At 43.0% G+C, this 14,055-nt stretch carries 15 protein-coding genes and 1 pseudogene; 2 read left to right on the top strand and 14 right to left on the bottom strand.

All coding sequences use genetic code 11. The annotated features are described in order from the left end of the window. Positions 1-130 precede the first annotated feature (130 nt). Positions 131-790: a hypothetical protein gene (locus tag FWE23_02760; GenBank protein ID MCL2844357.1), complete on the top strand. Its 660-nt coding sequence runs from the start codon at positions 131-133 to the stop codon at positions 788-790. Between the two features lie 95 nt (positions 791-885). On the opposite strand, the gene FWE23_02755 is transcribed toward FWE23_02760, so the two are convergent. From FWE23_02755 to FWE23_02740, 4 genes are read right to left on the bottom strand one after another with little or no spacing between them, the layout of a single operon-like run. Then, a complete protein-coding gene (locus tag FWE23_02755; protein MCL2844356.1) occupies positions 886-1,392 on the bottom strand; it encodes a nucleoside deaminase in 507 nt (168 codons plus the stop codon). Further along, a complete protein-coding gene (locus FWE23_02750; protein ID MCL2844355.1) occupies positions 1,386-2,564 on the bottom strand; it encodes a hypothetical protein in 1,179 nt (392 codons plus the stop codon). The genes FWE23_02755 and FWE23_02750 overlap by 7 nt, the downstream gene beginning before the upstream one ends. Beyond that, positions 2,561-3,913 carry a hypothetical protein gene (locus FWE23_02745; GenBank protein MCL2844354.1) on the bottom strand — a complete coding sequence of 451 codons (1,353 nt, stop codon included), beginning with the start codon at positions 3,911-3,913 and terminating at the stop codon, positions 2,561-2,563. The genes FWE23_02750 and FWE23_02745 overlap by 4 nt, the downstream gene beginning before the upstream one ends. After that, positions 3,903-4,511 carry an outer-membrane lipoprotein carrier protein LolA gene (locus FWE23_02740; protein ID MCL2844353.1) on the bottom strand — a complete coding sequence of 203 codons (609 nt, stop codon included), beginning with the start codon at positions 4,509-4,511 and terminating at the stop codon, positions 3,903-3,905. Before FWE23_02740 ends, FWE23_02745 begins: the two co-directional genes overlap by 11 nt. A gap of 89 nt (positions 4,512-4,600) precedes the next feature. On the opposite strand from FWE23_02740, the gene FWE23_02735 reads away from it, so the two are divergent. Continuing rightward, a complete protein-coding gene (locus FWE23_02735) occupies positions 4,601-5,866 on the top strand; it encodes a diguanylate cyclase response regulator (protein MCL2844352.1) in 1,266 nt (421 codons plus the stop codon). 25 nt (positions 5,867-5,891) lie between these two features. On the opposite strand, the gene FWE23_02730 is transcribed toward FWE23_02735, so the two are convergent. From FWE23_02730 to FWE23_02685, 10 genes and pseudogenes are all read right to left on the bottom strand, one after another. Further along, the gene (locus FWE23_02730) at positions 5,892-6,347 is read right to left on the bottom strand and encodes an RNA pyrophosphohydrolase (protein MCL2844351.1); all 456 of its coding nucleotides are present in this window, start codon (positions 6,345-6,347) and stop codon (positions 5,892-5,894) included. Between the two features lie 265 nt (positions 6,348-6,612). Then, a pseudogene (gene rplS / locus FWE23_02725) lies at positions 6,613-6,960 on the bottom strand (50S ribosomal protein L19). Positions 6,961-6,981: 21 nt separating this feature from the next. Further along, on the bottom strand, positions 6,982-7,686 hold the full coding sequence (trmD, locus tag FWE23_02720; GenBank protein ID MCL2844350.1) for a tRNA (guanosine(37)-N1)-methyltransferase TrmD: 705 nt from the start codon (positions 7,684-7,686) through the stop codon (positions 6,982-6,984). Then, the gene (rimM, locus tag FWE23_02715; GenBank protein MCL2844349.1) at positions 7,686-8,216 is read right to left on the bottom strand and encodes a ribosome maturation factor RimM; all 531 of its coding nucleotides are present in this window, start codon (positions 8,214-8,216) and stop codon (positions 7,686-7,688) included. Before rimM ends, trmD begins: the two co-directional genes overlap by 1 nt. 7 nt (positions 8,217-8,223) lie before the next feature. Next, a complete protein-coding gene (rpsP, locus tag FWE23_02710) occupies positions 8,224-8,475 on the bottom strand; it encodes a 30S ribosomal protein S16 (GenBank protein MCL2844348.1) in 252 nt (83 codons plus the stop codon). Between the two features lie 95 nt (positions 8,476-8,570). Beyond that, the gene (locus tag FWE23_02705) at positions 8,571-9,554 is read right to left on the bottom strand and encodes a MoxR family ATPase (protein ID MCL2844347.1); all 984 of its coding nucleotides are present in this window, start codon (positions 9,552-9,554) and stop codon (positions 8,571-8,573) included. 248 nt (positions 9,555-9,802) lie between these two features. Beyond that, a complete protein-coding gene (locus FWE23_02700; GenBank protein ID MCL2844346.1) occupies positions 9,803-10,594 on the bottom strand; it encodes a dipeptide/oligopeptide/nickel ABC transporter ATP-binding protein in 792 nt (263 codons plus the stop codon). Beyond that, entirely contained in the window at positions 10,584-11,558 is a 975-nt protein-coding gene (locus FWE23_02695) for an ABC transporter ATP-binding protein (GenBank protein ID MCL2844345.1), read from the bottom strand. Before FWE23_02695 ends, FWE23_02700 begins: the two co-directional genes overlap by 11 nt. A 9-nt stretch (positions 11,559-11,567) precedes the next feature. Beyond that, on the bottom strand, positions 11,568-12,401 hold the full coding sequence (locus FWE23_02690) for an ABC transporter permease (protein ID MCL2844344.1): 834 nt from the start codon (positions 12,399-12,401) through the stop codon (positions 11,568-11,570). A 1-nt stretch (position 12,402) separates the two neighbouring features. Further along, positions 12,403-14,052 (bottom strand): ABC transporter permease, encoded by a 1,650-nt coding sequence (locus FWE23_02685; GenBank protein MCL2844343.1) that lies wholly within the window; start codon positions 14,050-14,052, stop codon positions 12,403-12,405. Positions 14,053-14,055 lie beyond the last annotated feature (3 nt).

Here is a 14,055-nt window from a genome sequence, read left to right as displayed (position 1 = left end):
GCTTTGGGGAAATGGGGGAGAATTGCGGGAAATTGTGAATTATTAATAGTAAGTATTTTTAATTAAATTTGTTTTACAAATAGCGCAAATAGTATTTTCGTCTTCGAAATTATAAAAAACAAGGATTTTTATGCTTGAAAAAAATTTTAGCAGTGAAGATTTAAGGATAAACTCGATAAAAGATTTTGATATGTCTCCGAAAAAAGTAGCGGAGCGTTTGAATATCATAAACAAATTAAACAATATGAATCCAATTGTAATAAATGTTGAAAAAGATTTGACAAAAACAGAGGCGAAAAATATCGTAAAAGAATTCGGAGAAATAGAGCACTTTGATGGTCGCGCTGTTGTTTTTCCTATTGGCAGAGTTGGTGAGATAATCGGCAGTAACAGATATTTGATGACGCGCATTATTAAAAATCTACCGAATTTGTACAAAACTTCTATTAAAGCGTGGTCGGAATCTGAAATTAAATTTGCGGGACACAAAGAACACCCGAACTTTAAGGAATACCATCATTATGTGAACAAATTCACTGATGGCGCAAATGGATATTACATACGATTTGCTATTCCTGAAACAATTGACGGGCAAAACAATGTGCGAACGGCGGTTGTCAGCGATATGGAAATATACGCAAAAAGCGACCTTGTTCAACCGGCACTCGGTCACCACCGAGGGGAAGAAACAAAGCCGCCTTTTATAGATTACGGTTTGCGGGATTTTTTCAATTCTACAAACCCTAACATAAATAATATACAAACAAACCACTCTAAAAGTCAAGGGTAAATCAAAAAAAAACGCAAATCAAACAAAAACAAAAAGGCTGATAGTATCTTACGTTTCTTATTCAAAGATAAGTTCGGATTTGAGGAGTAGTAATTTCACTCCTCCGCGAATTTCACAATCTCGTTTTTTTCACTTTTATTTTTAATTCTGATTTGTCGAAAAAAAGTTTGCAGTAAATCTCGGCATTTTTCTTCGTATTCACCGCCGATGGAAATAATTTGCGGTTCGCGCATATATGCTGTTTTTGCCAATTCTATGTAATTCTTATCTGTTATTGCGCCAAATCTGCTGTTGCCTGTGCCGTAAATTATGCTTTTTATCCGCGACTGAAACACCGCCCCCAAGCACATAATGCACGGCTCAACGCTGACATAAAGGTCGCATTCGTCTAAAATCCAAGTTCCGATTGTTGTCGCCGCTTCGCGAATTGCAATAATTTCCGCGTGGGCGGTAGGGTCTTGCAAAAGCTCTATTTTGTTAAAGCCACGCCCGATTATTTCGCCATTTCTAACGACAACCGCGCCTATCGGAACTTCGTCATTAGCGAATGCTTTTTGCGCTTCGTCGAACGCCGCTTGCATATATTTTTCGTGTTCTACCACCTGAATACCAAGTCCACGGAATGTTCTAAACCTGCTTGGGCGCCGCTGTTGGCTACTGCGTAATTTACGCCGAATTTTCTGGATAGGTTCCAATTGGGGATTGTTTCTAAGTTTACGCCTACTCCAAATCCGATGCGTGGGTTGTTTTCGTCGCGCCAAGTTGGGCGGTCGGCGAAGAAATTGCGGTTTAGCAGGATGTCTCTGATTCCCGTTCTGAACGAAATTACTTTGTTTGGCGACCATTCAAAGCCATAATTCATCGACAAGGCGACGTGTTCGTAGCGCTGAAAAAAGGAGTTTATCCAATATCCGTTAAAGTCCGCGCTGACTTTTACGGTTTGAGTGTCCAATACCGTGAATTCATATTCCGCCGCCGCTACAAAGAGCATTGGCATTGTGTCCATAATCGTGTTAATAAAAAGCTCGTCTGCTTCTTTATAGCTCCAATCACTGTAAGAAAAAATGTCGCGAATACCTATTGCGCCCGTAAAGCCTCTGTGGTTTCGATATTTTGCCATAAGCGTAAGTCCGCCTATTGTGCTGTTTGTGTTTGTTTTTATGTCGCGGCTGTCGGGGATGAATGCGACAGGCATTCTGGAATAAAACCAAGTTGCCGAGAAACCCATAGACCAATTTCTTGAAATTATTGCTCCCACACCCAGTTTGAGCGTGGTATTTATGAAGCTTGTAGAATTATAGATTTCGCCTTCGTAGCGCAAACCGTCAAGGTTGGATATTCCTCTGTACGCAAAAACGCCGCCGACGCCAATTCGAGTATCGGGAATTTTATATTCCGCCGACAAAAAGTTTTCGTATCTGCCTAACGGTCTTATTGTATTGCCGAAAGAAAGTTGAAATCCCTGCACAAAACCTAATTTTGCGGGATTTATATGAGCGGCGGCGTATTCGGGATTTGCCGATACGGCATTTCCGCGCGCCCACGCCTCAGTTGTCAGAGGAATGCGCTCAAACCCACCCGAATAAGCACCAAGCCCCGCAGCATAACTTACACCACAAAGTACGCCAACCACCAGCAATGCGGTGTTAAAAATTTTAGACGCAGAATTTTTAAGCGCCAAGCCGTGTTTCAGGCAATTTTTATATTTTGCATTATTCTCACAGATAGAAATAATTCTGCGTCTAAAATTTTTAATATCGCATTGCTGTCTCATCGTGCCACCACTATCCTTCCGAATGCAGATTGCCTTCCTTCTTGAGTCGTTATCTTGAAAAAATATACTCCGGGAGGAGCTCGCCGTCCTCCGTTGTTGTTTACTGTGCCGTCCCATCTGTCAACGCGCGCGTTGGTAGAATGTACGCCATCGCTTGCCGCTTGCCTGAATTCATTCTCGGCAATTCTTACTACAAAATCCAAATTATAGTTAAAAATATCGATTGTGATACGGTCGGGTCTGTCTAATGCGTAGCGAAAAGTTGCGTATCTGTTTCTTTCTCTGTCGTTTGCGGCGAGTATCCCCGGTTCGGCGTAAACTTCTCTGAGACCGCTTCTTATCGGAATGTTTTTGTAAAAGTGTTCAAACGGCGTTTTGATAATTTCGTTCGGCGAATAAAAAATACCTCGGTTGGAAGCAAATGCTAACGAATATCCACGATTATTACCAAAAACGGCAATGTCATTTAAAATATAGTCGGGCGGAATATTCAGTTTGCCTAATCTTGCAATTATTTCTTCTTGTTGACTTGTGTTGCTTCTGCCGTTTCTGTCCCAAACACTCAATCTTCCGTTATTGTCTAATGTGTAAATAAAACCGTCGGGCGTCGTTATAACCCTCAAAATATTACGATGGCGTAAAATAGCGTCAGTTCCGCCGCTTCTGCTCCAACGATAAAGCATTTCTTGTCCGAAAATAGCGGGATTGGTGGTCAAAATCAAAATCGAGGTATTGTCAAAATCTTTAACAAATTTAATCACTTGCTCACCTTCCGCTAAATTTAATGTGCCTAAATTTTCGGGATTTCCCCATTCCCAAATTTTGCCGTCGGGCGAGACTGCAAGAAAACTTGAGCTTTGGTAATCATTACTTATAGAATTTACCGAGATATTTTCGGGAGCAGGTTTTATTTCAAAACCATCATTTCCCAAAACAGCAACTCCGCCGTCTCCAATCGCAAAGAAAAATCTGTTGTCATAAAAAAATCCGTTATAGCCAAGCAGATTGTTTTTTCCGGAAATAATAGTGTCTCTGATTGTTCCCGAGTGCAGAAAAGAAATTGTATTTCCGTGTTTTACGTTTAATCTGACTGCAAAATTATGATTGCCATCGCCAATTACGATGTTGTTTGACAGCCAAAAAAGAAATCTTTGGTCTAAGGGCAAGTCGCATTCCAATCTGTTCCATTCCCCGTCGCTTATCGTTTTCCAACTTACTCCTGATTGAGATACGGCTACAATCTGGTTATCGCTTAGCTCTACATTAAAAATTTCGCTGTCCAAAAGTCCGCGCGCCGAAAGAAAAAAAACGCAGAAAAAGATAAGCGCCGCAATTTTTTTAATCCTCATGAACTTGCGCCCCTCTCGGAATTTCAAATACAAAGACGTTGTCGTTTATTGTTGTCAAAAAAGTTGTTCTGTTGAATGTGTAGGTGCTGACATTCTGGTCACTGTCGGTTAAAATTATTCGAGTAATAAGGTTGTCGTCATAAAAAACTTCTACTCGCTCAAATCCGTTTCTGCGCGTTTCGTCGTCTTGCCATAAAATCGATTGCGGCGCGCTTCCCTGCGTTAACCGGGCGTTTCTGAGTAATCTTAAAATTTGCGTTGGAATTGTCAGGGGCAAATTCGGCGTAATTCGGCGGACAATTACTTGTCTTTGACGATTGTTGAATTCCCAATACGTAGTTCCGTCGCTGACAAATTGCATTCTGCCCGATGTTATGTTAAATCTGTCGTTTGTTCCCAAAATAATGTTTCCTCGATTTCGCGATTCTCTTTCACGAACGTGCCAAAAAGTTCTCTGCTCAAATTCAATTTCTACAGGCGAATTCAAATATTTATCCAATATCGACAAAAAGTTCGACTGCGCAAAAGTGATGCCAAACAAGAATATGATTGTCAATGTGATTTTTTGAAAAATATAAGCGTTTTTACTTCGTTTCATATTATTTTCCTCCATTAATGTGTAAAAATACATTATTTCACTGTACAATATATTATATTTACTTACAAAATATTAAAAAAGAGGCAAATTTGATACGAGAAAAGATATATATTATTGAAAATGATAAGCAGAATGCACAAAATCTGGCAACCGCAATTAAAGACAATTTGCAAATGGACGTGTGCTGTTTCGACAGCGTTGAGGAGGCGTTGGGCTCGGCGAAGACAGAGTCGCCAAATAGTATTCGCGCGCTCGTGCTTTCAATGCGGCTTTCTATGAATACCTATGCGCCGCTGGCAAAAATTCCCACAATCCTTGTTACCAATCATATTCCAATCCAAGGCAAACATTTGCTTCTGTATAATAATTTGGTTGATACGGTTGTCGGATACGGCGGCAAAAATATTGCTTATATTCTTAATCTTATTCGTCATATTTCGTCCGTTTCGCATATAAAAGTGCTTTTAATAGAGGACGACAGCGCTGTGCGAAAATTGGTGGCGCGAAACCTTGCGGCTTTGGGAGTGGGCGTTGTTGAGGCGACAAACGTGGCGGCGGCAAGTAATATTCTTGAGCGCGACGAAAAAATAAGAACAATTTTTATTAGCGGCGATAATGAAGACGCGCTTACCTTTATACGCAAGCAAAGAGAAGAGTACGGCAAGTCGGATTTCCCGATAATCGCCCTGATAAACGAAAATACACAGACTGACGAAGCTCTCGAACTGCTTCATTCGGGCGTGCTGGACTGCATTAAAAAAGAATTTGCCACATCGGGAGCGTTGGAATATTTTCAGATGAGAATAAGAACAATTCTTCGCTATGTGGTTTCCTACTTTCAAATGGAGGATATGGCGCGCTTCGATTCCCTTACAAATACTCTTAACCGTCGCAGTTTTTATGATATAAGCGAAAATATTTTTGCTAATTTCAAGCGCGGCAATATTTCTATCGCTTTGGCTATAATCGACATAGATAATTTCAAATCTATCAATGATACTTATGGACATTCCGCGGGCGACGCGACTATCGTGGCTTTATGCGGTAAAGTTAAAGAGCAAATTCGTCAATCGGATTTGGTAGCGCGTTTCGGCGGCGAAGAATTTTGCATTCTTCTTTCGGGAACAAGCGGCGAAGACGCGCTCGCAACACTAAACCGCATAAGAAAATCCGTAGAAGATACGGAGCTTAAATATGAAGATAAGAAAATTAAATTTACGATTTCTGTCGGATGCTGTTATGAAATCGCGCCAACGTTAAAAGGAATGCTCGAAATTGCTGACAGACGACTTTACATTGCCAAGAAAAACGGAAAAAACCGCGTAATCGGCAACGACGATATTATCTCTCGCTAATTAATTTCGTCGGGCAAAACTTAAATTACAAAACATTTAATTCTGTAAGCGCTTGGTGATATATGCTTTGCTTAAATTCGACCGTGCGCATAAGAGCAATTTTCGGTGAAACCCATTCGTAAGTATCAAATTCGGGTTTTGAGGTATGCACATTTACGAATTTTTCGTCGCGAAGACGAACAAGCACCCATTTTTGCCTTTGCCCTTTAAAGCCGCCGCGTTTTTTGTAAACGTGTTCGGGGAAATCGTAAAAATACTCGCCGTGAGAAATCGCTATAATATCGACTTCATCCGTTCCCGCTTCTTCTTTGAGTTCTCTGCGCATTTCCTGCTCAAGAGGAAACGCTTCGTTTATGCCGCCTTGCGGGAACTGCCAACCCTCTCCCGGCAAAAAACCGCATCTGTGGCACAGAAGCAATTTTCCGTTTTCGGGGTGCTGAACAACTATGCAAACATTTGGACGATAATCGCTTGTATTCATAATAAACACCTTTCTCAAAAGAAAAAAGAAACGCCTCGACAAATTCGCGACGTTTCTTCAAAAATTATGCAACTCAAGTTTTTAATTAAGCTTCGGTAGTTGCTTTTTCTTCCGTTTTTGTCGCTTCTGCTTCAGTTTCCGCAACAGCGACAGGCGTTTCAACCGTCGGTGTTTCTACTACAGGCGCCGTTGCAACCGTTTCTATTTTTTCCGCGGGTGCCGCTTCTGCTTTTTCTGCGATTGCCGCCGCCAAAACTTTGTCGGATTTCAATTCTTTAATTCTCGCGGATTTTCCTGTTCTTTCTCTCAAATAGTAAATTCTCGCGCGACGAACTTTTCCTCTTGTTTCAACAACAATAGCTTCAATAAGCGGTGAGTTGAGAGCAAAAATTCTTTCGACAAAAACGCTGTTTGCCGACGCTTTGCGAACTGTAAACGTTGCGCTCATACCGGAGCCGTTTTTCTTCTGAATTACCACGCCCGTGTATTTCTGAATACGGGTTTTGCTACCCTCTTGAATGCGGTAGTTTACAGTAATCGTATCTCCCGCTGAAAAATTTGTTTTTGCGGCTTCTCTGATGTAGCCCTTTTCAATCTGTTTAATTAAATCCACTTTTCCCCTCCAAAGGTACTTTTATATTTTACTTTTACTTTCGTATTTCTGCCAAAGGTCGGCTCGCCTCTCTTTGGTAATTCTCTTTGCTTCCTCTTCGTGCCACTTTGCAATGTTTGCGTGGTTTCCCGAAATCAAAACGCTCGGCACGCTCATTTCTTCAAAAATTTCGGGTCTCGTGTAGCAAGGCGCGCTCAAAAGTCCGTCGAAATGCGAATCCTTGCCTGCGCTTGCGCCGTTCCCCAACACTCCGCCAATCATTCGGCTTACCGCGTCTATCAAAGCCATTGCAGGAATTTCTCCGCCCGAAAGCACAAAATCGCCAAGCGATAATTCCTCGTCCACATACTTGTCTATAACTCGCTGGTCAATTCCCTTGTAGTGTCCGCACAAAATCACCGCTCCGTCAAGCTTGGAAAGTTCCACAACCTTTTCGTGGTCGATAACTTTTCCGTGCGGCGACATATAAATTATGCGAAAATTTTTGCCGTTATGTCTTTCTTTAGCCGCTTTTATCGCCGCTACGGTCGGTTCGGGTTTCATCACCATTCCGGGCTCTCCGCCGTAAGCTTCGTCGTCGGCGGTGTTATGTTTGTCGGTAGTGTAATCGCGAATGTTGTCGGTCTTTACTGTAATCAAATCTTTTTTTATCGCGCGAGCCAAAATACTTTCGCTCAAAATTCCGTCAAACATATTCGGAAACAAAGTCAGCACATCAAAGAACATTAAAAAGTCAGCTCGCTTATTCTGTCGCTATCCACCACTATTTTTTTATCGCCGACAATCACTTTTTTTACAATCTCTTTATTGAAGGGAATAGTTATCGTTTTTCCGTTTAAAAGCTTAACATCAAACGCGTCGGTTGTCGGATAGTTAAAAACTTCTTTCACCGAGCCTAAAACTTCGCCCGTCTCGCTTTCTATCGAAAGTCCGACCAAATCCCTAAAATAATACTCGCCGTCGTCTAACTTCGGCAAGCGTTCTTTTTCCAGATAAAGCGTTTGGTTTTTCAACAAATCCGCTTCGTCTCTGTCTTCTACTCCCTCAAAAAAACAGCGCAGATTGCTTCCGCCGCCGCTTATTTCGAGAAGAGTAATTTCTTTTGCTTCTTTTTCGACGTTTGCGACCCAAAGTTTCATCGGCAAATCGGCGTCAAGCAAGGTCTCTCCGATAACGAACAAAGAAGCGCCGCCATTTAGCCCGAACGGCCTGCCTATTGTCGCAACGGCTACAAAATCGTCCGAATTTACGCGCATAACAGTCTTACGCCGATTTAGCTTCCAATGCTTTTTTGCGCAAATTTTCAGCAGTTTGCGACATTTGCGCGCCCGCTGAAACCCAATAATCCACTCTTTCGATGTTCAATTTCAAATCCTTGGGCTCGCTAACGGGATTGTAATATCCCAAAACCTCAAGGAAACGACCGTCGCGAGGCGCACGGCTGTCGGCTGCGACTATTCTGTAAAACGGCTTTTTCTTTTTTCCGCCGCGTGCAAGACGAATACGTACCACAATAACTCCTTGTATTTTTATTTACTTTTCTCAAAAATCACGGCATAAAATATTATATGCCAACCACCGCGCGCAAGATATTTTTGTAAATTCGTAAATTACGGCACTAAGACCGAATCAAAAATCTTGCGAACAATATCTTCCGAGCTCACATTTTCGGCGTCCGCCTCGTAAGTCGGGGCAATTCTGTGCCTTAAAACATCAAAACCGACAGCCTTAACGTCTTCGGGCGTTGTGTAGCCTCGTCCGTTAATAAACGCGTTCGCTTTTGCGGTTTTTGTCAGCGCCAAAGTCGCGCGCGGACTTGCTCCATACTCAATAAGTCCCGCCAAATCCTTAATTCCCGCTTTTTCGGGTTCGCGGCTCGCAAACACCAAATCAACGATATATTCTTCCACTTTTTTGTCCATATAAATCTCTTTTATCGCCTCGCGCGCGCCGATTATTTCTTTCGCAGTCGCAACTTTCGAGACCTCCGGAATATTGCCGCCGCCCATCCGAGACAAAATCTCCAATTCTTCCTCGCGGGTCGGATAATCAACCTTAACTTTAAGCATAAATCTATCGACTTGCGCCTCTGGCAGGGGATAAGTCCCTTCCTGTTCGATGGGGTTTTGGGTCGCCATAACCAAAAACGGCTCCGATAGTTTGTACGTGGTGTCGCCGATGGTTATTTGTTTTTCCTGCATTGCTTCCAAAAGGGCGGATTGCACCTTTGCGGGAGCGCGGTTAATTTCGTCCGCTAAAATAAAGTTAGAAAAAATCGGTCCTTTTTTCGCCACAAAATCGCTGGTTTTCTGATTGAAAACCAATGTTCCTATCAAATCCGCAGGAAGCAAATCGGGTGTAAACTGAATTCTCTTGAAATCAGTGTCTATAATTTTTGCAAGGGTAGAAATTGTCAGCGTTTTGGCAAGTCCCGGCAGACCTTCAAGCAAAATATGCCCGCCCGAAAGCAGAGCCACAAGCATTTTGTCCACCATATCTTTTTGCCCGACAATTACCTTCGCCATTTCTTGACGAATTAACGTTGTAAAAGCGCTCTTCTCGCGAATTTGTTCATTAAGTTGTGTAATATCCATACAGTTTTCTCCTTAATTTTGCGGTAAAAATAATATTTGTTTTTACTGGAGAGGGGAATTATTTGAAAAATGCGAAAAATAAAGCATTTTAATGAAAAAATCGGATATAACCGATTTTTGTTTGTAAAATAACATAAATTTCGGATATAACCGAAACTTTTTTCGAGGAGAAAAGAATGCGGAATTTAGCTGAAAATAAAAAAAACAAGGATACCTGATTGGGTATCCTTGTTTGCTATATAAAACAATTACGCTCTCTTTCGCACTACCCAGTCTTTGTGAATATCGGGAATATCCTCCAAAAGCTGTATTGTCTGCGGGCTTTTGGGGTTAAGCGCAACATCGTCGGGGGTACCGTGTTCGACTATTTGTCCGTCGTGCATTACGAAAATTCTGTCGGAAACGTAATACGCCAAACCAATATCGTGCGTGATAAATACTATGGTCATATTCAACTCTTCTTTGAGTTTCATAAGATAGTCCAAAATATTTGCGCGTACGCACGCGTCCACCATCGAAGTCGCTTCGTCGGCAATAAGAACTTGCGGTTTTAAGGCAAAAATTCTTGCAAGAAGCATTCTCTGCATTTGTCCGCCCGAAAGTTCAAAGGGGAATTTCTCTTTAAGGTCGCTCGGCATAACGTTTACCGCCAAAAGCGCTTCGTCAACCTTGTCTTTTATTTCCGCTTTGCTTGGTTTGTTATATAAAACCTTGAACGAATCTTCTAACTGCGAGCGAATAGAGAAAAACTGATTGAACGCCGAAAACGGGTCTTGGAAAATCGGCTGAACTGTTTGCCAATGGTCGCGCTGATTGGTTATTTTTTTACCTTTGTAAAGTAATTCGCCTTTTGTCGGTTGTAAAAATCCCAAAAGATGCTTTGCTATTACAGACTTTCCACAGGCGGAACCGCCTACGATGGTTACAATTTCGCCGTCTCCGATTTCAAAATTCAGTCCTTTTAGCACAGTATTACGCGTTTTACCTTGCCCGAATTCCTTAACGAGATTTTTTGCTTCAAATATATTTTTATTTGGCATATTCACACCTCACTTGACGATTATCAACGATACGAATTTCCTGTTTATTCTTTCTGCAACTGTCGGTCGCGTATTTGCAACGCGGCGCAAAACGGCAACCCTCAATTTTGTCGGCAAGACTTGGGGGAGCGCCTTCGATTGCTTCGGGTTTGCGTTTTCTCGCGCCCTCTTCCGCCGAAAGCATTGCGCTCATAAGCGCTTGCGTGTATGGGTGCTTCGGCGAGAATACCAACTGCTCGCTTGTTCCCAACTCTACGATTTCGCCCGCGTACATTACCGCAATTCTGTCCGCAACGTGGCGAAGAAGCGGTAATTCGTGCGTTATGAATATCATTGTTGAGAAAACTTTTTTCTCTAACAAGTCGAAAATAACGCCGATAACTTGCTTTTGCGTTGTGACGTCGAGCGCGGAAGTCGGCTCGTCCGCAATAACCATTTTCGGGTTAAGCAGGGTCGAAATTCCTATTACCGAGCGCTGTTTTTCACCGGGGGTTAAGGTTACCGAGTAAGAATTAAGCACTTTTTCGGTGTCAAGCCCCAAAAGTTCAAAGCGATTGTGAATTCTCTGATACATTTCTTTCTTGCTCACTTTGCCTTTTTCGTGGCTTTTGAGAACGTCCATCGCCAAATCCTTAATTTTTCTTGTCGGATTAAGCGCGTTGTACGCACCTTGAGGTATCATCGAAATTTCGCGCGCAAGGACGTTTTCGCGGATGTCTTCGAGCGAGCGTTCCAAAAGCGGCTGACCGTTTACGAAAAGTTCGCCCGACGTGTAATGCAGAGGCGGGATACACATTCCCGAAAGTCCGCTTACAAGCGTTGTTTTTCCGCAGCCCGACTCGCCTGCAATACCAAGAATTTCGCCTTCCTTTAATTCAAAAGAAATATCTACCGCCGCGTGGACTTTAGAGCCGAAACGGGTAAGATAGTGAAGGGATAAGTTTTTTGCTTCAAATATTGGCATAATTTTCTCCTATTTCCGTAAAGCGGGGTTAAACACACCTTCCATCGAAGTGTTAAGTGCGTAAAGTGCAAATACTATTGAAGTAATGAGTACGCTTGCCGGAACAAACGCCCACCACGCTCCATCTCCCAACGCTTCGTTTCGCATTGCGTCGTTCATAATTATTCCGAGCGACACGCTGTCGTAAGGTCCAAGTCCGAGCATACTTATAGAAGCTTCCTGCAAAATTCCGGAAGCGACCTGAATGATAAAGACCATAAACACGTACGAAAGCAAATAAGGCAAAATGTGTTTTGTAAGGATGCAGAAAGTATTTGCACCGTTTACTCTTGCCAGATTTATATGCTCCGAACTCTTCAGCGACGAAGTTTGCGCCCGCACCGAACGAGCAGTCCAGGGCCAAATCGTAAAGCCGATTATAACCGCAATCAGTTGCAACGAACGTCCGTCTTCGAGTGAAGAAGAAATCAAAAGAAGCACTACAAACGACGGTATTACCAAGAAAAGGTTGGTCACCATATTGATAAAGTCGTCGATAAAGCCGCCCTTAAATCCTGCGTAAACGCCCAAGAATGTTCCGATTGTCGTTGCGATAATTCCCGCCAAAAAGCCGACAAACAGCGAACTTTGAAGCCCTGCAATAAGCATAGAAACCATATCGCGCCCCAAATGGTCGGAGCCCAATGCAATTCCTTCGCTCGGCGGAGAGTATGGCAAATGCCTTGACGCCATATCCATACTCGCAAAAAGCGGTCCGAGCAACGCTATCAAAATAGTCAGAAAGAATAGCCCTACGCCAAATACAAATGCCGGCTCTTTCAGTAAGTTTTTAAGTAGTTTCATTTTACACCCCCGACGACAATCCGGCTTTTACTCTCGGGTCGAAGAACCCAATGAGCAAGTCCACTATTAAGTTTGCAATAAGAACTGTTATCATCACAAGCAACGCGCCGCCTTGAATAAGCGGGTAGTCGTTGTTTTGCACTGCGCTCAAAAGCGTTGAGCCAAGTCCGGGATATGAGAAAATCATTTCGGTAATGAGCGCGCCGCCCACCATCGTTCCCAAGCCCAAAGCCAAACCTGTTAATTGAGGAAGCATTGCATTTCTGAAGATATACATCAAAATTCTGTTTTCCGAAACACCCAAAGTTTTTGCGTATTTTACGTAGCCTGTTCCAAGTTCGTAAATACCCATAGTTCTCATACCTGTCGCTTGACCGCTCGCAAAAATCGGGAAAAGTGAAAGGAAGGGGAGCACGTAATGGAATGCCGCCGAAGAGATAAACGCTATGGAGAAACTCGGTATGACTCCCATTGCATAACCTCCGCTTGACGGGAAAATTCCAAATCCTTCCGCAAAAACATATACCAAAAGCATACCGAATGCAAACATCGGAATAGAGTTTGTTAAAAGCGCGCAAGGGAAAAGTATTTTGTCGAACATTCCGCGTTTATACGCCGCCAACACACCCAAAACGTTTCCGACAATCCAGCCGAAAAGTATTGCGGGGAATTGAAGCGCGATAGTCCAAGGAACTGCGCTCGCTACAATTTCGCCGACCGATTGCGGGTAGCGAATGAGGGACGTTCCCATATCTCCGCGGGAGAGCATTACCAAATATTGTATATACTGCCCAAACAGCGAGCGACGAATTGGCACTACTGAAGACAAAATTTTGTCGTTTGCTTCTTCGGGAAGTTTTTCGTAAAGCACTTCGCTTCCCGCCAAGAAACTGAGAGTTCCCATAATATCGTCGTTAGAACCGCTTGAAACTCTTATGTATCTTGGTTGTTGAACGTCGCCGTCCCACTGATACAGATTAAAATTGCCGTCGCCGTCTCTTACAAGATACGCCTCGTTTATGAGTGCAAAACCGCCGAGTTGGTCGCGCAATCTTTCCGCGTCGCCCGTGTAAACCATAACTCCTCTGTTTATTGTAATACCGGGGAGCGAAAGAATGTCGGTCGCGCTTAATTCGGTTCTCATAAAGTTTTCAAGTCCGGTTGCCGACAAACAAGGGAAATTTCCGTCTTGGTCGGGTTCGCTTTCAGGACAACCGCCCCAAAGGTCTATCCAACCTGGAAGACCAAAGCCTCGTTTTTCGTTCATCAGCCTTAACGCGCTTTGCAGAGCGGGAAGGTTTGTAATCGTAAATGTGGAATTCCATAATTGCGCAAGCGTATCGGGAAACAAAACTCCGCTTCTTACAAGTGTTTCCAAATTTAACGGCTGATTATTCGCGTCAACCAAAAATTCACCCGAAACGGTTACGGCTACTCTTCTTTGTTCTACCAAGCCGAACTGTTTCATATAGGCGGTGCGTCTCTGCTCCGCCTGTCTTCCTACCGCCCTCTGTTGGCTCATTATCAAATCTATCGGGTCTGCGCCGAAACGCGGCAAAAAGAAGTTTATGGTTACCGCGACCAAAAAGGTCAGGAAATACCAAATTCCTCTCTGCAAGATAAATCTGAGCGTCGGATAATTCTTAAGCATATA

This window comes from Chitinivibrionia bacterium (assembly GCA_009779925.1).
Lineage (GTDB): Bacteria > Fibrobacterota > Chitinivibrionia > Chitinivibrionales > Chitinivibrionaceae > WRFX01.
The sequence above is the reverse complement of the archived record's forward strand: the minus strand, read 5'-3'. Positions and strand labels throughout refer to the sequence as shown.